This window comes from Mesobacillus boroniphilus (assembly GCF_018424685.1).
Classification (GTDB): Bacteria; Bacillota; Bacilli; order Bacillales; family Cytobacillaceae; genus Mesobacillus; species Mesobacillus boroniphilus_A.
Window position 1 is genome coordinate 652,569 of sequence record NZ_QTKX01000002.1, and the last position, 19,477, is coordinate 672,045.

20 protein-coding genes are annotated in these 19,477 nt (G+C 43.5%); 13 read left to right on the top strand and 7 right to left on the bottom strand.

Features of this window, described 5'->3' with window-relative positions:
- Positions 1–30: 30 nt before the first annotated feature.
- The 4 genes from DYI25_RS16010 to DYI25_RS16025 form a co-directional block, all read right to left on the bottom strand.
- The gene (locus tag DYI25_RS16010) at positions 31–1,098 is read right to left on the bottom strand and encodes a Ger(x)C family spore germination protein (RefSeq protein WP_213370674.1); all 1,068 of its coding nucleotides are present in this window, start codon (positions 1,096–1,098) and stop codon (positions 31–33) included.
- Positions 1,085–2,182 (bottom strand): GerAB/ArcD/ProY family transporter, encoded by a 1,098-nt coding sequence (locus DYI25_RS16015; RefSeq protein WP_213370676.1) that lies wholly within the window; start codon positions 2,180–2,182, stop codon positions 1,085–1,087. The genes DYI25_RS16010 and DYI25_RS16015 overlap by 14 nt, the downstream gene beginning before the upstream one ends.
- A 19-nt stretch (positions 2,183–2,201) precedes the next feature.
- Complete coding sequence (locus DYI25_RS16020; RefSeq protein WP_249745477.1) at positions 2,202–3,746, bottom strand: spore germination protein; 1,545 nt, start codon at positions 3,744–3,746, stop codon at positions 2,202–2,204.
- Positions 3,747–4,089: 343 nt separating this feature from the next.
- A complete protein-coding gene (locus tag DYI25_RS16025) occupies positions 4,090–5,052 on the bottom strand; it encodes an ABC transporter substrate-binding protein (RefSeq protein ID WP_213370678.1) in 963 nt (320 codons plus the stop codon).
- A gap of 220 nt (positions 5,053–5,272) precedes the next feature.
- On the opposite strand from DYI25_RS16025, the gene DYI25_RS16030 reads away from it, so the two are divergent.
- From DYI25_RS16030 to DYI25_RS16050, 5 genes are read left to right on the top strand one after another with little or no spacing between them, the layout of a single operon-like run.
- Entirely contained in the window at positions 5,273–6,277 is a 1,005-nt protein-coding gene (locus DYI25_RS16030) for a FecCD family ABC transporter permease (protein ID WP_213370680.1), read from the top strand.
- Entirely contained in the window at positions 6,274–7,329 is a 1,056-nt protein-coding gene (locus DYI25_RS16035) for a FecCD family ABC transporter permease (RefSeq protein ID WP_213370682.1), read from the top strand. The genes DYI25_RS16030 and DYI25_RS16035 overlap by 4 nt, the downstream gene beginning before the upstream one ends.
- 22 nt (positions 7,330–7,351) lie before the next feature.
- Entirely contained in the window at positions 7,352–8,173 is an 822-nt protein-coding gene (locus tag DYI25_RS16040; protein WP_213370684.1) for an ABC transporter ATP-binding protein, read from the top strand.
- Positions 8,170–8,946 carry an IucA/IucC family C-terminal-domain containing protein gene (locus DYI25_RS16045; RefSeq protein ID WP_213371262.1) on the top strand — a complete coding sequence of 259 codons (777 nt, stop codon included), beginning with the start codon at positions 8,170–8,172 and terminating at the stop codon, positions 8,944–8,946. The genes DYI25_RS16040 and DYI25_RS16045 overlap by 4 nt, the downstream gene beginning before the upstream one ends.
- 2 nt (positions 8,947–8,948) lie before the next feature.
- Positions 8,949–9,191, top strand: coding sequence for a YusU family protein (locus DYI25_RS16050; protein ID WP_213370686.1), 243 nt, complete (start codon positions 8,949–8,951; stop codon positions 9,189–9,191).
- Between the two features lie 346 nt (positions 9,192–9,537).
- Here the strand turns inward: DYI25_RS16050 and DYI25_RS16055 are convergent, their stop codons facing one another.
- A complete protein-coding gene (locus tag DYI25_RS16055) occupies positions 9,538–9,885 on the bottom strand; it encodes a spore coat protein (RefSeq protein ID WP_213370688.1) in 348 nt (115 codons plus the stop codon).
- Between the two features lie 42 nt (positions 9,886–9,927).
- Positions 9,928–10,212, bottom strand: a complete 285-nt coding sequence (locus DYI25_RS16060; RefSeq protein WP_213370690.1) for a hypothetical protein — start codon at positions 10,210–10,212, stop codon at positions 9,928–9,930.
- 217 nt (positions 10,213–10,429) lie between these two features.
- Between DYI25_RS16060 and DYI25_RS16065 the strand changes: the two genes are divergently transcribed.
- The gene (locus DYI25_RS16065; protein ID WP_213370692.1) at positions 10,430–11,347 is read left to right on the top strand and encodes a proline dehydrogenase family protein; all 918 of its coding nucleotides are present in this window, start codon (positions 10,430–10,432) and stop codon (positions 11,345–11,347) included.
- Between the two features lie 32 nt (positions 11,348–11,379).
- Here DYI25_RS16065 and DYI25_RS16070 read toward each other — a convergent pair whose 3' ends face one another.
- Positions 11,380–11,511 (bottom strand): YuzL family protein, encoded by a 132-nt coding sequence (locus tag DYI25_RS16070; RefSeq protein WP_213370695.1) that lies wholly within the window; start codon positions 11,509–11,511, stop codon positions 11,380–11,382.
- Between the two features lie 241 nt (positions 11,512–11,752).
- On the opposite strand from DYI25_RS16070, the gene DYI25_RS16075 reads away from it, so the two are divergent.
- The 7 genes from DYI25_RS16075 (at position 11,753) to DYI25_RS16105 (ending at position 19,471) form a co-directional block, all read left to right on the top strand.
- Positions 11,753–14,134 carry a 3-hydroxyacyl-CoA dehydrogenase NAD-binding domain-containing protein gene (locus DYI25_RS16075; protein ID WP_425374525.1) on the top strand — a complete coding sequence of 794 codons (2,382 nt, stop codon included), beginning with the start codon at positions 11,753–11,755 and terminating at the stop codon, positions 14,132–14,134.
- Between the two features lie 60 nt (positions 14,135–14,194).
- The gene (locus tag DYI25_RS16080) at positions 14,195–15,370 is read left to right on the top strand and encodes an acetyl-CoA C-acetyltransferase (RefSeq protein ID WP_213370699.1); all 1,176 of its coding nucleotides are present in this window, start codon (positions 14,195–14,197) and stop codon (positions 15,368–15,370) included.
- Between the two features lie 55 nt (positions 15,371–15,425).
- Positions 15,426–17,210, top strand: coding sequence for an acyl-CoA dehydrogenase family protein (locus DYI25_RS16085; protein WP_213370701.1), 1,785 nt, complete (start codon positions 15,426–15,428; stop codon positions 17,208–17,210).
- Positions 17,211–17,438: 228 nt separating this feature from the next.
- On the top strand, positions 17,439–17,795 hold the full coding sequence (locus tag DYI25_RS16090) for an arsenate reductase family protein (RefSeq protein WP_213370703.1): 357 nt from the start codon (positions 17,439–17,441) through the stop codon (positions 17,793–17,795).
- Between the two features lie 53 nt (positions 17,796–17,848).
- Positions 17,849–18,229, top strand: a complete 381-nt coding sequence (gcvH, locus tag DYI25_RS16095; protein WP_213370705.1) for a glycine cleavage system protein GcvH — start codon at positions 17,849–17,851, stop codon at positions 18,227–18,229.
- Between the two features lie 325 nt (positions 18,230–18,554).
- A complete protein-coding gene (locus DYI25_RS16100; protein WP_249745478.1) occupies positions 18,555–18,797 on the top strand; it encodes a YusG family protein in 243 nt (80 codons plus the stop codon).
- Between the two features lie 317 nt (positions 18,798–19,114).
- Complete coding sequence (locus tag DYI25_RS16105; RefSeq protein WP_425374526.1) at positions 19,115–19,471, top strand: toprim domain-containing protein; 357 nt, start codon at positions 19,115–19,117, stop codon at positions 19,469–19,471.
- Positions 19,472–19,477: the final 6 nt, after the last annotated feature.

The following is a 19,477-nucleotide window of genomic DNA, read 5'->3' on the forward strand; positions in this document are numbered from 1 at the left end:
AAGAGCAGGAATCAGCGGATTCCTGCTCTTTTATTCAACGACCCCTACTTCTGTGATAACAGCATCTGATTTGACCTGTACAATTAAATTCTTATAGTCATCTTTCCATTTATTATAATCGAAGCCTCTTGTTTTGCTTTTGACAAAATGCCCTAAGCCAAGTGGGTCAATACCTTGCTCCTGGAAGCTGGCGATTAATTTTGAAGCTTCTTCGTTAACCTGTTTCTCGACGTTTTTCTCGATTTTTTTTATGGTCGCTGGCTTCAACATTTCTCCGGTGTACTCTCTGATGACACCTTCAATTTCAATTTCAATCAAAATCTTGTAAGGGTCTCGCTTAACGAGCTTTATCTTATGCTTTGACTTCAGGTCCTTGATAGCAGCATGCTTGCTATCTATATTAACTTTAAAGCTTCCCTTACTGAACTTATCTGTCAATAGCTTAAAAAAGAACATTTTATCTGGCGGTACAGTATCGACCATTTTATCTCCTGAAAAAAGCGCGATACCGACGATTTCAATGACTTCGGGCTCAACTTTTTTTAAAATAGGCAGGTAAGGGGTATTCCCCTTTTGATAAAAATCAAAAAGGAACAAATGCAGATTGGTTTCTGGTAAGTTTTTATTTTCCATATTATGCCGGATTAAATCTGATAAATGAATGCCATTCCCTCGGTTTCCGTATGTCCCTGTTAGAATATCCTTTGCGTTCTCTTGGCCAACGGCAAGAAATACCCTTGCTCCGATACTTGGGTCCCTTTCAAATGAGTCGATTACTTCGATGATTCCATTCTTGGCCATCTCCTCGCCAAAGACAGCGATTTCAAGTGATCCAGTAACAATAGGCTGTGCGGATTTTCGCTGGATTTCCTGCAGTAAATCCCTGCTGCTGGTTGCTGTTGCGGAATAGGTGAAATTGCCAATATTCTTGTCAGGTTTGAAGATAGGCACCATGATTGTCCCTTCAAACTCTTCCTTTTCTTTGAGGTCATAGCCGATGCCAGTTTCGATGTTAACATCATCAATGATTTCTTTCTCGACGCAGCCAGCCAGCAAAAAACAGGCGGCGATTAATGGAAGGAATTTATTTATTTTCATTTTTTTTCACCTTCTTGGTAATCATGGTGGCTATAAACAAGAAAGGTATATAAATAAACGTAACCATAAAGCCGATCTTCCCTGTCCAGTCGTTGAGAAAATTTATTTTTGCCCGGTCATCAAAAAAAGTGATTGCAACTAAACAAAGGAGGGCTATAATGATAACTCCTTTTCTTTGCTTAAGCTTAAAGGCTCTTTTTAAAATCATGCTTGATCCCCAGAGGGAGATGCAGATGTTAGGCAATACAATCAGGTTCCAGTTCGCGATGCCGATGTATTCAAATCTTTCCACAAAAGGCATACTGACAATTTTCCACATTTCAAGAGTAGCCCAAATTGACCCGGCAAGCTGGTCTTCGGAAAAATAGGAGAAAGTAATGATTGCCAGGATGGTATAGATGATTGTCGTTAATAGGACGCCTAAATGTGCCCATTTCTGGGACTTTGGGGCGTCCTTGATAAATGGGTAGAAAAAGATTGGGATTTCAAAACCAATGTAAGTGAGTGACATGTTATAGGCGCTGGATAGCAACTCTTTTGCCGAGTGGTCAAGCACAGGCATCAGGTTCCTGAATTCTGCAAATTTTAATGCAAAACCAAAAGTCAGAAGTAAATAGCTTGGGAGGACAAGACCGAAAAACGCAATTCCTGTCACAGTCCGGAACCCCCCATAAACAATGTATATCGATAAAAGTAAAAAAACTGCGCTGAACCAGAAAATACTCATTTCCGGAAAAATCCATACCTGAATCACTTCTATGAATGTCCGCAAAACTGCTAAAGCAAAAATCACCAGGTAAATGACAAAAAAAGAACTGATCATGTTGCCGATTATTTTACCGAAAACATAAGCGTTAGCAGAAACAATGTCCCCATTGGTGACAGCACATATTTTATAAATCATCCAGATGATGATATGTATACTTAATCCCGCCCCAAGCACCGAAATCCAGGCATCATAGCCAGCAGCCTTGGCAATGATTCGCTGGTAGCCCAGGACCCCGATTCCGATTTGCATGGACATGATTAAATAAAGGACGAGAAACGGCGATACTTGCAATCTTTCAGGTACTGGCTGCTGCATATTTCAAGACCTCCAATGTTTATTCATCAATGTCCTTCTTTTCCTTAGCCTTTTGTTTGCTGAATCGCACCGGATTTTCTGTCCTTAAGTACTGCGGTCGTAAATACTGGCTGGTGAATGGCAGCCGAATGATCGCATCCTTGAAGTCTGTTGCCCTAGGTGGGTACAAAGGTTCCAAAAATGGCCTTCCCAATGAAGTAAGCCTAAGTAAATGTGTCAATAAGTATGAAAATGAAATGACAATCCCTAGCAAGCCCCATAGCTCGGCAAAAAATAAAAATGGAAAGCGGAGCAAACGGATTGTATTGCCCATACGGTATACAGGTGTAGTAAACGATGCAAGGGCCGCCAAAGCTACAATGATAAGCAGTACGTTACTGGTCAGTCCAGCCTCAACCGAAGCTGTCCCGATAACTATTCCGCCCACGATACCGATTGTCTGACCGACTTTGGTAGGGAGGCGGGCTCCGGCCTCACGCAGGAGCTCAATCGTCAGTTCAAGGAACAAGGCTTCCAAAATAGGAGGGAGCGGAATCTCTCTTCTTGACGTAATTAACGTACTTAGCAGGTCCTTGGGTATCAATTCGTAGTGATAGGACAGGGCAGCTACATAAATCGGCGTGATCAGGATCGAGAATGCAACGGCGAATAAACGGATTAGCCGGAAAAAAGAAGACAGTAAATAATTTAGGAAATAGTCTTCGAATGATCCGAAAAATTCTACTAAGGTCGTTGGCCCAATCAAAGCGTGCGGCGAGCCATCTACAAGTATGGCGACTTTTCCTTCAGCAAGTATTGCCGCAATGCGGTCCGGTCTTTCCGTATCGAGCAACTGCGGGAAGGGAGAATTCTGGTTGTCTGAAATCAGCTGGACAATATAAGAGCTGTCAGTGATTTCATCAAACTCAATCTCTTTGACCCGCTGTACAACAGTATTGACGTTATCTTTATTTGTAATCCCATCAATATACAGGATTGCCACGGCTGATTGGGAAAGCGAACCTACAGTGTAATTTTCGATGACAAGCTCTTTCACAGGGACCCTTTTGCGAATCATATTGAGATTCTGGTCAATTGACTCCACAAAAGATTCTTTTGGCCCGATGACGCTGAACTCTACTTCAGGCTGTGCGACTGTTCGGACAACTTCCTTTTGGGCGGCAATAAAGGCAAAGAACTTCTCTTCACCCTCGAGCGTCAGGAGAACGTATCCATTAAACATTTTTCTTTCAATTTCCGCGTTGTGTTCTGAAACCTGTACATCGGCAATAGGAATCAGCTTTTTAACATCTTCGATCTCCCTGAAATCCCCTTCTAATAAATAGGGTAGGGCATTGTTCTGAAGAATGCTTTCATCCACAAGTGTTGACATGAAAGAGAAGCAGAATTTCTTTCCAGTCCGTTGATTTACATAAAATGTTTTCTTAAAATCATGGGATCTTAAGAGCAGGTTTTCCCATTCATGATCATTCAGATATTGATCAGGCTTTTGGCCCTCTGTATCCTGTCTTGCAGCTTCTTTTTCAATCTCTTTCATCAGTTTATTCTTGAATAACTGTTTCATAGCAATCTCCGCCAATCTGGATTTACGCTTATCATTTCCGAAAATGGGAGGATTATGAAAACTCTTTCCGTAAACTTGTCATTAATATAGCCAAAAAGAAAAACCCGCAATTTTTTGCGGGTTTTCTGCTTATATATATTGGGAAGGATTAGTTTAATAAAATCTTGGGGGGATTTTATTAAAAGGCTGCTTTCGTAACGATTGTTAACGGATATGAATCCATTTTGCTTTTCTGTATTAAGTTTGCAAGCTCTTTTCTCATAATAGAGAGTCAAGTTTGCAAAGAAAATATGTCATTCAATGCTATTTTGTAATCAAAAGCAACAAAGTTTGAGAAAAGAGCCTATTTCAACAGATGTTTTTCAAGATCATCCAGCATCAGATTAGCAGCCTTTACGCCGCCTGCTGTATTCCAGATTGCGTCATCTACTTTGTAGACTTCACCTTTTTTCGCTACCTCAAGGTTTTGGAATAGTGGGTCCTCGATCCATTCCTTTTCAACTTCAGTCGCTTTGCCGTCACCTTCATCATATGTGAAGTAGAAGAGGATATCTCCGTCCATTGCCGGAATTCTTTCCTTGGTTACGCCTTTTTCGGCAAAGTCATCTTGATCCTGGCTTTCTGGACGAGCCAGGCCAATCTGTTCAAGGATGACGCCGGAGAATGAATCTTTGTGATAAATACGTACGTCACCGGCCATGAAACGGACCATGGATACTTCCATATTTACTTTATCTCCAAGCTTTTCTTTTAAGTCTTCGATACGCTGATCATAAGCGGCAAGTACTTCCTTGCCTTTTTCTTCTTTGTTTACAGCTTTTGCATAAAGTTCAAAGTTGTTTTTCCAGTTTCCGCGGAGATCCTCGGCAAACACAGTAGGTGCGATAGCTTTAAGCTGTTCATAAATATCTTCCTGGCGCATTTTATTGCCAATGATTAAGTCTGGCTGCAATGCCGCGATTGCTTCTACGTTAACCTGGCTTTCGACACCGACAACCTGGACATCCTTCATTTCATCGGCGATATGGTCATACCATGGGTCACCCGTCCAGGACTGGACTGCCCCAACAGGAGTTACTCCAAGCGCAAGAAGTGCTTCCGTACCTTCATTTGTCAGGATCACGACTTTTTCAGGAGTCTTTTCCAAAGTGGCAGTACCCATAGCATGTTCAACAGTATAGCTTTCATCTTTTTCCTTCGGTTTCTCTGCTGTGTCTTTTTCCTGATCTGCACCAGTGCCGCATGCAGCTAAAAACAGGACTGTGAGGATGGTAATAAGAGTCAGTAAGAGTTTTGAAGCTTTCATATGTATTTCCTCCTAGAATGTGATTGATAATCATTTTCAATTACTGCATCCTTATGATAAAATGCAAGTGAAGACATTGTCAATACTAATTGATAATGATTTTCATCATCATTGACGATTTTGTGAACATGTCAGGTGAACTGGTGAAAATATTCTTCTTATCACGTAAAGTTAAATAAACAATATAAGCAACTTCTTAACATAGAAAGGTAAATGAATCATGCTGCTGAAAACCAACGGCCAAAGATGGATTGGTCTAATGATCGCGATTTTGTTTGTTTTATTTTTAATATGCGCAAGTATTGTTTACGGATATACAGATACAACATGGGTAACCGCGTATGATGCTTTCACGGATTATGACGGTTCAAATGAACATATTATTATTCAATCAGTTCGCCTTCCAAGGGCATTGATTGCAGCTGCAGTTGGTGCAAGCCTGGCAATCGCAGGTGTCCTGATGCAGACATTGACGAAAAACCCACTCGCATCACCTGGTATTTTTGGCGTAAATGCGGGGGCTGGTTTCGCTGTGGTAGTAGCGGTGACGATTTTTTCTGTCGGCAGCCTCCAGGCGTTCGCATGGATTTCCTTTTTAGGTGCTGCTCTGGCGGCAGTCAGTGTCTATGTCATTGGCTCGGCAGGCCGTGAAGGATTGACCCCAATGAAATTAACGCTTGCCGGCGCGGCGATGACCGCGATGTTTTCATCGTTCACCCAGGGCTTGCTCGTATTGGATGAGGCTGCTCTCGAACAGGTCCTATACTGGCTTGCAGGGTCTGTACAGGGACGTAAGCTGGAAACACTCATCGGTGTCCTGCCATATCTAGCAATTGGCTGGATAGCAGCCATTATTATTTCCTCGAAAATGAACGTACTATCAATGGGTGAGGACGTAGCGAAGGGGCTTGGTTTGAATACAGGCTTTGTCAAGCTTGGTACTGGTGTCATTATCGTTCTTTTATCGGGTGGGGCTGTCGCTGTCGCTGGTCCAATTGGTTTTATCGGGATTGTGATCCCGCACTTGACGAGGGCAGTCGTTGGCATAGACCACCGCTGGGTCATTCCTTTCTCGGCGATTTTTGGAGGGATGCTGTTATTGGCGGCGGATATCGCTGCCCGATACGTGTTGATGCCGCAGGAAATCCCTGTTGGTGTCATGACGGCGATGATCGGAACTCCATTTTTCATTTATATTGCGAGAAAGGGGTTCAACGGAAAATGAGCCAGTACAAAAGCTTAAGATTTTTTAAGGATAAAATCTCTTTTTTGATTGATAAAAAAGCCGCCGCAATTTTTCTCGGCCTGCTGGTTACGGCATTTGCCGTCTTTGTTATCAGTACGGGCCTGGGCGATATGGATATAAGCCCAATTAGTGTGCTTGCTGTATTTTTTGGCGGGGGAAGCGATATGGAGAGATTGGTCGTGCAATCGTTCCGTCTTCCAAGAATTATCGTTGCTTTGATGGTTGGAATAAGTTTGGCTGTTGCCGGGGGACTTCTGCAGGGGATGATTCGGAATCCGCTTGCTTCACCAGATATTTTGGGAATCACCGGTGGTGCATCGGTGGCAGTTGTTGGATTTTTAGCTATTTTCAGTGATGATAATAATGCTTTGACAGTAAGTATAGAATGGATGCCGGTTGCCGCATTCGCAGGTGCCGCAATCGTAGCATTCCTGGTTTATTTTCTTTCCTGGAAAAATGGAGTTTCGCCTGTGCGCCTTGTATTGATTGGCATCGGGATTTCCGCAATGATGCAGGCTTTGACTACACTGATGATGATCATGGGTCCAATTTACCGGGCTAGTCAGGCGAATATCTGGATCACGGGTACGGTCTATGGCTCGACATGGGGAAATGTAGCGGTGCTCGTACCCTGGACACTCATTATGCTCTTGATTGCCTTCATCTTTGCCAGGAATGTGAATGTGCAAGAACTTGGGGAAGATATAGCCACAGGTGTTGGGGGGCATGTCCAGCGCCAACGCTTTACGCTTTTGCTAGTCAGCACGGCACTAGTTGCCAGCTCAGTTGCTTTTGCGGGAGGAATTGGTTTCGTTGGCTTGATGGCCCCGCATATGGCCAGAAGGCTTGTCGGGTCAGCATTCGGTGCTCTTTTGCCAGTTTCAGCTTTGATTGGCGGGATCCTTGTCATGCTTGCTGATTTGATTGGGCGCACAATGTTTTCACCATTAGAAGTCCCGGCGGGCGTTTTTACTGCAGGGATTGGAGCGCCATATTTTATTTACCTGCTATTCAAGACACGAAATTCTTAAGTTGACAGAAAGGGGAATGGACATGACCCAGGCAATCGAAACAGATAAACTGACGCTCTCCTATGGAGATTCGATTATCATAAATGAACTAGACATACAAATACCTAAAGGCGAGATTACTGTTTTTATCGGAGGAAATGGCTGCGGAAAGTCGACCTTGCTCCGCTCGATCGCAAGGCTGCTTAAACCCAGAGAAGGATCAATCCTGCTTGAAGGCGAGTCTATTGCAAAGCTGTCAACAAAGGAAGTTGCCCGCAAGATGGCCATCCTTCCCCAATCTCCTTCAGCGCCAGAAGGGTTGACGGTCCTGCAGCTTGTGAAACAGGGCAGATATCCTTATCAGACATGGCTGAAGCAATGGTCGGAAGAGGATGAAAAGAATGTTGAAAATGCGCTGAAGGCGACAGGCATCGATCATCTCAAGGATCGTACAGTCGATTCATTGTCGGGGGGACAGCGACAGCGAGCATGGATTGCGATGACCTTGGCCCAAGACACAGAGATTATACTTCTTGATGAACCGACAACCTATCTGGACATGACACATCAAATTGAGATTCTTGATTTGCTGTATGAATTGAATGAAAATGAAGGCAGAACGATTGTCATGGTTTTGCATGATTTGAACCTTGCCTGCAGATATGCTCATAACATCGTGGCGATAAAGGACCAGAAAATCTTTGACCAGGGAAAGCCGGAAATTGTCATTAACTGTGGCCTTGTGAAGCATGTATTTGGAATGGATTGTGAAGTGACGATCGATCCGCTGTTCGGTACACCATTATGCATTCCTCATGGAAAAGGACGATGTATCCTTAAAGATAAAGTGGGAGCAACAACATGATGGCTGAACTAACCCAAAATGAAATAGCAATTCTCGCGAACTATCGTTTTGTTGTTGCTGAACCTGAAAAGGATGTGCAAATCGATTTCAGGCCTTTTTTGGATGAAGCCACGATGGGCGTTTACTTGAAAAGGTTCAATAAAGGGCTAAAGGCTCCTGATATGAAGACGGCAGCATCTGTTTTTATGAAAAGGCACGCTTTTCTCGCAGTCCTCTACTTATATTCAATGAGCGTTTTTAACAAAAAGCTGAACGTTTCACCTGGGAATATCATTCTGGCAGATGCCATTAAGGATGGACTTTGGCTGCCGGAGTTTTATCTGAAAAACAAAAGCACCGACGTGTGTCCAGCTGCTGGGAAGCGAGAAGAGTGGAGGATGGAAGCGGTCAGGCATTTGTTTGTGGATAATCTGTTTCCGGTTATGGATGCCATCTCGAAATCTGCGAAAATCTCAAAATTGATCTTATGGGAAAATGTTGCTGTCTATATTTTCTGGCTTTATGAAAAGATCTTAAGCCAAACCGAGGATCATGATGTGAAGGCGAGAGCAGCAGAAGACTTTTCTTTTCTGGTCAAGTCGGCCCCCGGCAAGCTATTTGGACGCCATCATAACAATCCAATTGCGAGATTTTACAGTGAACCAGTCTATCTGGAAGAGACAGATTCTTATATCAGGCTACGAAAAACCTGCTGTTTCAGCTATATGCTCAAGGAAAAAGGCAGTTACTGCAAAACCTGTCCCAGAACATGCGGATTAAATGAGGGAGTGTGAAAATGGATAAAAATATTACAGAACAAATCGATGGATTGCTGGAAAAATACACAGAGCTGGTGGTTGGAGAAGGTTCCGCTGAGAATGTCGAGAAGGTAAAAACATGGATATTGTACAGCCATATCGCCAAGTCGATGCCTCCTCTAGCAAAGCACTGGAATACAGAGTATCCGGATGCCAAGGATCAAATCAAGAACGTAATCGCACAAGTCAAAGAAATGAATGAGAAGAACCGCCAGAAATAAAGAAAGACCATCTCACGTGCGAGGTGGTTTTTTTGTGCATAATAGGTTGAAATTTGTGGCGATATTAATAAATCTATTTTCAGTCCCAAAATCCAAGAAGGGCAACGCAATGGGGCTTTCAGCACTCCAACGATGGTGAAAAGGGATGAAAGGGAAATTAAACGAGGTGAAAGGTGGAGAAGGAAAGAAACCGAAGTTTAAGTGCCCGACCGATAGTGAAAAGACTAAGAAAGGGAAAGCAGCCGATGTACTGTGAGAGTATCATCATGCCCGCAAGGAATCTACGAAAAGAACCGGGCGTATTTGCCCGGTTCAAGAATGCCGAATCATCAAGCTAAGACGTAATTTATTGAAGCTGTTGGCCGCCGTATGGGAATTGGTTTGAGTATCCCTGGAATTGTTGGTGTGACTGCTGCAGTTTTTGCGCATCTGCCGCTTCCACTCCATACCAGCCTTTTTTGAACATGAGATTATATAGACTACGCTGAGCATTGGCTGTTTCTGTATAGATGGCAAGTAAATCCTGATAGAGCTGGTCATGGCTTAATTCATTTAGCGCCGTATCATAACCTCGAGTCATGTATTTTTCAGTCGTTAAAATATCATTGATGAAATCACGGTCATTCATCTGCGGTGTTTTTTGGACTTGTGTCTCTGGATTCTGGATTTTTTGTTGGTTCTGGTTCTGATTCATCCGCTTTTCCTCCTGTAAAATTCAGATATTTTGCAGCCTTGTTTATTGCATACCTGGAGTTCCTGAATAGGCCTGGTTTTGTGGGCTATTAAGGTGTGTCAGGATCTTTTGATAATGTTTCTGATGCATTTGGCCGCACTTTTCGATTTCCATCTTCAGCTCCTGGTCCTGGCACTGCTGGGCAAAGAAATGTGCTTTTTTCATGGCAAGTAAATTCCATGAGAGCATATCAGTTAAATATAAAGAATCTTTAGTTGAAACGACAGACGGCGGCGTCTGCATGATTCCTTGCTGCTGACCCTGAAAATTCATGTTTTGCTGCTGCATATTTGAACCTCCTGATTTTTGATAATTCCATCGGATATTATCGTTCCCGGGGCGAAATAAAGTATACAAAACAAGATTCGTCAAAAAAGAACATTTTTCTACGAAAGTAATATTCAAAGTTCTAAAAAAGTGATAAAATGATTCTGCAAAATAGATATAGATGAAGTAATTTTTTTAAAGGGCATTGTAATCGTTTTCATTAAGGGGAGGAAAAGCTATGGAACAATTAATGAGGAACTTTTTTCTTTTTTTATCGAAAAATAAATTTTTCACGAAAATGGCCAAGAAATACGGTCTTCGTTTAGGGGCAAAACGTTTTGTTTCAGGCGAAACGGTTGAACAGTCAGTGGAAGTTATCAAGGAACTAAATAGTAAGAACCTTGCGGCTACCGTTGATTTTCTTGGCGAATTCGTCGACAATGAAAGAGAAGCGAATGAGAGAGCCGAAAGTTCAATTGAGATGATAATAGCGATTGGACGTGAAAAATTGAATGCCCAGTTGAGTGTTAAGATGACTTCGCTCGGCTTTGATATTTCTGAAAAAGTAGTTATGAATAATATGCGCAGGATCATGGACACTGCCAAAGAAAATAATGTTTTTGTGACCATCGATATGGAGGACTATGAGCGCTGCCAGAAGACTCTTGATATTTTTAAACAGCTGAAGTCCGAGTACGATAACATCGGTACGGTCATCCAGGCTTATCTATACAGGACTGAAAAGGATATCGAGGACTTGAATCAATATTCCCCGAACCTCCGTCTTGTTAAAGGAGCTTATAAAGAGTCACCAGAAGTGGCCTTCCCAGAGAAGAAAGATGTCGATGAAAACTTCAAGAAGATCATCAAAATGCATTTGTTGAATGGCAACTACACTGCAGTTGCTTCACATGATGACAATATCATCAACTTCACAAAAGAATTCGCCAAAGAAAACAATATCCCGAAAAGCCAGTTCGAATTCCAGATGCTTTTTGGAATCATGCCGGAAAGGCAGTTGCAGCTTGCGGCAGAAGGTTACACGATGCGCGTCTATGTCCCATTCGGTACTGACTGGTACGGCTATTTCATGCGCCGCCTTGCAGAACGCCCGGCAAACGTGGCATTTGTTTTAAAAGGAATGTTGAAGAAATAAACATCAGGCTGACCGTGTCAGCCTGTTTTTATTTACTTTTTATACTGGCTGTTCTGGCTGTTCTGTTTTCTTTCGCCGCCCTGTCCCATTGACGGGCCCGCATCTCCTTTGACGCTGGCTGCACTGACTCCAGCCTTTGATGGATTCTTTTTCATCCTTGCCATGATCATTACCTCCGTGTTTTTTAATGATAAGAGTATCGCTTGTTTAGGATGCCCAAGTCTTTGGAAATAAGCATAAGCATTAAAAATTCAAAAAATTTTCTTTTTTCCGCACCTTATTATTGCGGAAATTTTTTAAATATTTTATAGTAGTAATTAACAGAACTCATTTATATGCATATTTTTTTGGTGCAAAAATGAATGAGTATTCATTCAAAAAGAGTCAAAGGGGGAGACAAATTTGATGCGACAAATTCAAAAGGCAGCGGTGCTTGGTTCAGGTGTCATGGGATCAGGGATTGCCGCACATCTGGCAAACATCGGGATTCCGACATTGCTGCTGGATATTGTACCTCGGGAATTAACGGAACAGGAAAAAGCGAAAGGCCTGACACTTGAAGACAAGCAGGTGCGCAACCGGATAAGTGCAGGAGCACTGCAAAAGTTATTGAAGCAAAAACCAGCGCCTTTGGCCTCCAAAAAGAATCTTGCTCTAATTGAAGCGGGCAACTTCGAAGATGATATGGAAAAACTTAAGGATGTAGACTGGGTAATCGAAGTAGTAGTTGAAAACCTTGATATTAAAAAGAAAGTTTTTACTGATGTAGATAAATACCGCAAGCAGGGAAGCATCATCAGCTCAAATACCTCAGGAATCTCTGTCGAGGCAATGGCTGAAGGACGTTCCGAAGATTTCAGGAAGCATTTCCTTGGCACGCACTTCTTCAACCCGCCACGCTACTTGAAGCTGCTTGAAGTGATTCCTACTAAAGATACGGATCCTGAAGTTCTTTCCTTCGTGAAGAATTTCGGTGAAGACCAGCTCGGGAAAGGTGTCGTTGAAGCGAAGGATACACCTAACTTCATCGCGAACCGAATCGGTACCTACGGATTGCTGGTCACAGTAAGAGAAATGGTAAAAGGCGGATTTAGTGTTGGTGAAGTCGACTCAGTGACTGGTCCAATGATTGGACGTCCTAAGAGCGCAACATTCCGCACACTGGATGTAGTTGGTCTAGATACTTTTGCACATGTTGCGAAAAACGTGTATGACCAGGTTGAAGGGGAAGAAAAGGAAGTCTTTGAAGTACCTGGATTCATGAAGAAGATGCTTGAGAACGGGTGGCTTGGAAGCAAGTCAGGGCAGGGATTCTTCCTGAAACAAGGAAAGGAAATCCTCGAACTTGATCCACAGACACTGGATTACGGACCGCGCAAAAAATTAAAGACAGCGTCTACTGAAATGGCCAAGCAGGAAAAAGGGCTTGCCAATAAAATGAAAGCGCTTGTTTATGCGAAGGACCGCGCTGGTGAGCTGTTATGGAATATTTTCAGCCCTGTGTTGGTTTACTCCGCTGACCTTCTCGGCACGATTGCTGACGATATCGTCGCGGTTGACCGAGCGATGAAGTGGGGCTTCGGCTGGGAAATGGGTCCTTTCGAAGCATGGGATGCACTAGGTGTAGAAAAGGCCATCAGCAAAATGGAAGCTGAAGGCAAGACTGTCCCTGCATGGGTAAAAGAAATGGTCGAACAAGGCTTCACTTCATTCTACAAAGAAGAAGATGGCAGACTGAGCTATTACCACAATGGTGAATACGTTGCAGTAGAAGAAAATCCAAAGGCAATCAACCTGAAGCTTTTGAAGAAGCAAAATGGAGTCATCAAAAAGAATGGCGGAGCAAGCCTGATCGACCTTGGCGATGGCATCGCATTGCTGGAATTCCACTCACACAGCAACTCAATCGGGCCTGACATCCTTCAGATGATCAACTTCGCGATTGATGAAGTTGAAAAGAACTATAAGGGTCTTGTAATCGGCAACCAGGGCAAAAACTTCTCAGTTGGTGCGAACCTGGCAATGATCCTGATGGAAGCTCAGGACGACAACATCTGGGATCTTGATATGGTCGTTCGCCAATTCCAGCAGACGACTATGAAAATCAAATACAGCTCCAAGCCAATTGTAGCTGCTCCATTTGGAATGACTCTGGGCGGCGGAGCGGAAATGTGCTTGCCGGCAGCCCATATCCAGGCTTCGATGGAAACATATATGGGACTCGTAGAAGCAGGTGTAGGCCTGATTCCAGGCGGCGGCGGAAACAAGGAGCTTTACATCAAGCATCTTGAAGGACTGCCAAAAGGTGTTGATTTTGATCTTCAAAAGGTTGCCAATAAAGTCTTCGAAACAATCGCGATGGCTAAAGTCTCCACTTCAGGAGAGGAAGCCCGTGAAAATAACTTCCTGAATGAAGCAGATGGCATCAGTGTGAACAGCGATCACTTGTTATATGATGCGAAACAGGCTGCATTGAATTTATATGAAAGCGGTTATAAGGCGCCAGTGAGAAAGAAAGTACCTGTAACGGGCGAGCCGGGATATGCAACACTGCTGCTGGGTGCTCAAACAATGCAACTGTCAGGTTACATTTCTGAACACGACTTGAAAATCGCCAAGAAACTAGCGTATGTGATCTCTGGCGGAAAAGTGCCATACGGAACCGAAGTAGATGAGCAATATTTGCTTGACCTAGAAAGAGAAGCGTTCCTAAGCCTTGTGGCAGAACCGAAATCACAGCAACGCATGCAGCATATGCTTGTTAAAGGAAAGCCATTGCGCAACTAATAGATTGATAGTTTCAAAGTGAAATATACATTTAACATCAGAGGAAAGAGAGGGAATGAGATGAGAGAAGCGGTAATCGTAGCTGGAGCCCGGACACCGGTCGGAAAAGCAAAAAAAGGAACTCTTGCTAATGTCCGGCCTGATGATCTTGGAGCTCTTGTAGTAAGAGAAACTCTAAAACGAGCAGGCAATTATGAAGGGAATATTGATGATTTAATCATTGGCTGTGCAATGCCAGAAGCAGAGCAAGGCTTGAATATGGCGCGTAATATTGGTGCACTTGCCGGACTGTCACATGAAGTGCCGGCGATTACAATCAACCGTTATTGTTCTTCAGGACTGCAGGCGATTGCGAATGCATCGGAAAGAATCATGCTTGGGCATGCAGATACAATCATCGCTGGAGGAGCGGAATCAATGAGCCTGGTGCCAATGATGGGCCATGTCGTCCGCCCGAATGCGAAATTGGCTGAAACGGCTCCGCAATATTATATGGGAATGGGCCATACAGCTGAGGAAGTAGCCAAGAAGTACGGAATTTCCCGTGAAGAACAGGATGCTTTTGCAGTAAGAAGCCATCAGCGCGCGGCAAAAGCAATTCAGGAAGGCAAATTCGAGGATGAAATCGTTCCAGTCGATGTAACCCTCCGTACAGTAGGAAAAGACAATAAGCTTGTTGAAAAGACAATCCAATTCAAACAGGATGAAGGCGTACGTCCTGACACGAACCTGGAAACACTTGCGAAACTGCGACCGGCCTTCAATATCAAAGGGACAGTAACTGCAGGGAACTCCTCTCAGACTAGTGACGGAGCAGCGGCAGTCATGGTCATGGATCGCGAAAAGGCAGAATCTCTTGGATTGAAGCCGCTCGCTAAATTTAGGTCATTCGCTTTAGGTGGAGTACCGCCTGAAATCATGGGAATCGGTCCCGTGGTAGCGATTCCTAAAGCATTGAAGCTTGCTGGGCTGCAAGTTTCAGATATCGGTGTGTTCGAACTGAACGAAGCCTTCGCTTCCCAATCGATCCAGGTCATCCGTGAGTTAGGCCTTGATGAAGATAAGGTCAACGTGAACGGCGGAGCGATCGCATTGGGCCACCCGCTGGGAACAACTGGTGCGAAACTGACTTTAACAGTGATCCACGAAATGAAACGCAGAAATGAGCAATTCGGTGTCGTTACAATGTGTATCGGCGGCGGCATGGGTGCAGCTGGAGTCTTTGAACTATTATAAAACAATACATGGAGGGGCTGAGGCCCCTCCCAAAAATGGATAGGAGGAACAATAAATGGGTAACCAAACAGAAAAGCTTGTAAAAGGCGGAAGTTTCTTAATCGAAGACGTAACATACGACCATGTCTTCACTCCAGAGGATTACACAGATGAGCACAAAATGATCGCAAAAACAACTGAGGATTTCGTCACGAACGAAGTATTGCCTCAGGTTGAATATATCGAGCAGCACGAGTTTGACCGCACTGTGAAACTATTGAAGGAAGCTGGAGAGCTTGGCCTTCTTGGAGCAGACGTTCCAGAAGAATACGGCGGTTTGAGCCTTGATAAAATCAGCTCAGCTTTGATTGCTGAGAAAATGGCAGTTGCAGGCGGATTCTCTATCTCCCACGGTGCACACGTAGGAATCGGTTCATTGCCGATCGTGCTTTTCGGTAATGAAGAGCAAAAGCAAAAATACCTTCCTGCACTGGCAACTGGCGAAAAGCTTGCAGCCTACGCACTTACTGAGCCAGGTTCAGGATCAGACGCATTAGGAGCAAAGACAACAGCTAAGCTGAATGCTGAGGGCACTCACTACGTGCTTAATGGTGAAAAGCAATGGATCACAAACGCTGGCTTTGCCGACGTATTCGTTGTTTACGCTAAAATCGATGGCGAACAATTCACAGCTTTCATCGTTGAAAGAGAATACCCAGGAGTATCAGTCGGTGCAGAAGAGAAGAAAATGGGTATCAAGAGCTCTTCTACTCGTACATTGATTCTTGAAGATGCACAGGTTCCAGTTGAAAACCTACTTGGTGAAGCTGGAAAAGGCCACCTTATCGCATTCAATATCCTTAACATCGGACGCTACAAGTTAGGTGTAGGCGCAACTGGCGGAGCAAAGCAGGCATTCGGGCTGACTGTAAAGTATGCTAACCAGCGTCAGCAGTTCAAGACGCCGATTTCCCAGTTCAATCTTACAAAGGAAAAGCTAGCTACAATGGCTTCCAAAATCTATGCAACAGAAAGTTCTGTATACCGTACAGTAGGTTTGTTCGAAGAGAGAATGAACCAGTTGTCTGAAGAAGAAATCAACAACGGCAAAGCAGTTGCTGACTCAATTGCTGAGTACGCAATCGAGTGCTCGATGAACAAAGTATTCGCAACTGAAACACTTGACTATGTTGTTGATGAAGGTGTACAGATCCACGGTGGATATGGCTTCATGCAAGAGTATGAAATCGAAAGAGCTTACCGTGACTCAAGAATCAACCGTATTTTCGAAGGAACAAACGAAATCAACCGCTTATTGGTACCGGGAACATTCCTGCGCAAGGCAATGAAGGGTGAGCTTCCATTATTGCAAAAGGCACAACAGCTGCAGGAAGAGCTAATGATGCTTATGCCTGAAGAGCCAGGCGATGAGCCGCTGGCACAGGAAAAATATCTTGTGAAAAACGCGAAGAAAATCGGCTTGCTTGCAGCTGGTTTGGCAGCTCAAAAGTTCGGCAAAGCATTGGAAAAAGAGCAGGAAATCCTCGTTAATATCGCGGATATCATCTCAAATGCTTATTCTATGGAATCTGCTGTGCTTCGCACAGAAAAGGCAATCGACAAAGATGGGCTTGAAAAGAGCAAGCAAAAGCTTCTTTACACACAAATCTTCTGCCAAGAAGCATTTAATGAAATCGAGCGTGACGCAAAAGAAACTCTTGTTGCAACAGAAGAAGGAGACGCGCTTCGCATGTTGACTTCAGCATTGCGCAAGTTCACAAGACATACTCCAATCAACGTCATTGCGAAGAAACGTGAAGCAGCTGAGAAGCTGATCGAAGCAGAGCGTTTCATCGTTTAATCTGATGATATTTGAACACTTCTCCTGTTTTCTGGGAGGAGTGTTTTACTTTTTATGAACTACCTTTTAATTCATGCAGGAATTTTGCGAATTATGTTGAATTAAGTAATGGATGCCGAAAATATTGGGGAAATTAAACACGGAATGTTAGTATTTTTCAGCCTTATTATGTTACTATCCGATTAGAGGGTTTCATTAATGGGATACTAGCAAAGGGTGGTGAAAAATATGGCAAAGACGTTTTATTGGTACCCTAAATGCGGTACATGCAGGAACGCCAAGAAATGGTTGGACCAGCATGAAGTGGACTATAATGAAGTACATATTGTCGAAAATCCACCTTCCCAATCTCAGCTTGAAGAAATGCTGGATAAAAGCGGCCTCGATATTAAGAAATTCTTCAATACGAGCGGCCAAAAGTACCGGGAACTGGGGATGAAAGACAAAATCAAGACAGCATCCAAAAGTGAGCTGCTGGAACTGCTTGCATCTGACGGCATGCTCATCAAACGCCCGCTGATGACAGACGGGGAAAAAGTAACTGTGGGCTTCAAAGAGGAAGAGTTCGAAAAAGCCTGGCTGTAATTTTGGTCCCATCGATATTAATCGATAGAGATATACAATTGGAGGGATAGTCAATGAATGCACCGAAAGAGTTGCGTTATTCTGAAGAACACGAGTGGGTAAAAGTTGAAGGAGAAAAGGTTACCATCGGAATCACGGATTTTGCTCAATCTGAACTAGGCGACATCGTATTCGTCGAACTGCCAGAAGTAGGCGACGAAATCACTGTTGACCAGCCATTCGGAAGTGTAGAGTCCGTAAAAACGGTATCAGAGCTTTATGCACCAGTAAGCGGCAAGGTAGTGGGAATTAACGAAGAGTTAAATGACAGCCCAGAATTCGTTAACGAATCTCCATACGAAAAAGCATGGATGATTACTGTCGAGCTATCTGACAGCAGCGAAGTAGAAAAGCTTATGACAGCTGAACAATACGAAGAAATGATCAAAGAATAAATTCGCCAAAACGCCTTGATGCATTCAAGGCGTTTTCTATTGAGAAATATTTTATTGTTAAATCGAAAATTGTCTAGCTCCAGCGCCTAGCCCCTCGAGTCGTTTCGATCCGCCCAATAAAGTCAAAGAGCGACTTCAGTGGGCGACTCTCTGAGACACGGGACGTGTAAACCCGCCAGCCACAGGACGTGGCGTATTAGGCGGGGAACGCTTGTCGGCTGAACAAGTTGCTTCTGCTTTTCTAATAAGCTCCTTCATTTTTCCATCAATTCATTCCACGAAATAGGACAAACTAAAAGTAATCGACTATCCAAGAAGGGTGAAAATGATGACACTAAACAAACAAAAACTTGATATAACTGACAGGGTGACAGGAAAGCTTGTAAACGGCCAGGTACAGCTTTATCTGGAAAAGGAACACATTGGAACAATAAAGCTTCCAGAAGGAATGCAGATGGAATTGGAGCATCACTTTGAAGCGGAACAGAATAAGATTTACCAGCATGTATCAGTGCCGGATCAATCGGAACCTCGGTATACTGATTGTGATGAAGGCGGCTGGTGTTAAACAAATCCAAACAGCGGCCAGCCATGCCGCTGTTTTTTTATAAGGGAGAGTTCTCTATCAGCCCGAATGGAGGGGCAGGTTCGCAAAGGTCGTATAGAAAGATTCTATAAGCCTATAAAGGAAGTTAGACGGCCTACAAATTCACATAGGCAAAGTTATTGTAAAAATAAAGCATAATGTCGTACCCGCAGGCTGGTCTAAATTTTTGCAATCTCCCATAAAAACAGTAACAATAGAAATACGAAAGTTAACCGCACAAATGAATTATTAATGTTTATAATGTTGTAAAGTAATTATTTTCTGGTGCATAGGTGGTTATGACGATGGACGAAAATCACAAGGTGATCATAGTAGAGGGTTCGTCAGACAAAAAGAAAGTGCAAGCCGTGCTAAATGAACCGGTCGAAATTATTTGTACAAATGGGACGATTGGTGTTTCAAAGCTTGATGAGCTGATTGATTCCCTTTTTGATAAAGACGTATATATCCTCGTGGATGCGGATGCATCAGGGGAAAAGCTGAGAAAGCAATTCAAGAGGGAATTTCCTGAGGCTAACCATTTGTACATTGACAGGATGTACAGGGAAGTGGCGACGGCACCGGAAAATCACATTGCTACAGTTTTAATTGGAGCAAATATCGACGTTCATGCAGAGTATTTAGAAAAAGGATGACTGTAG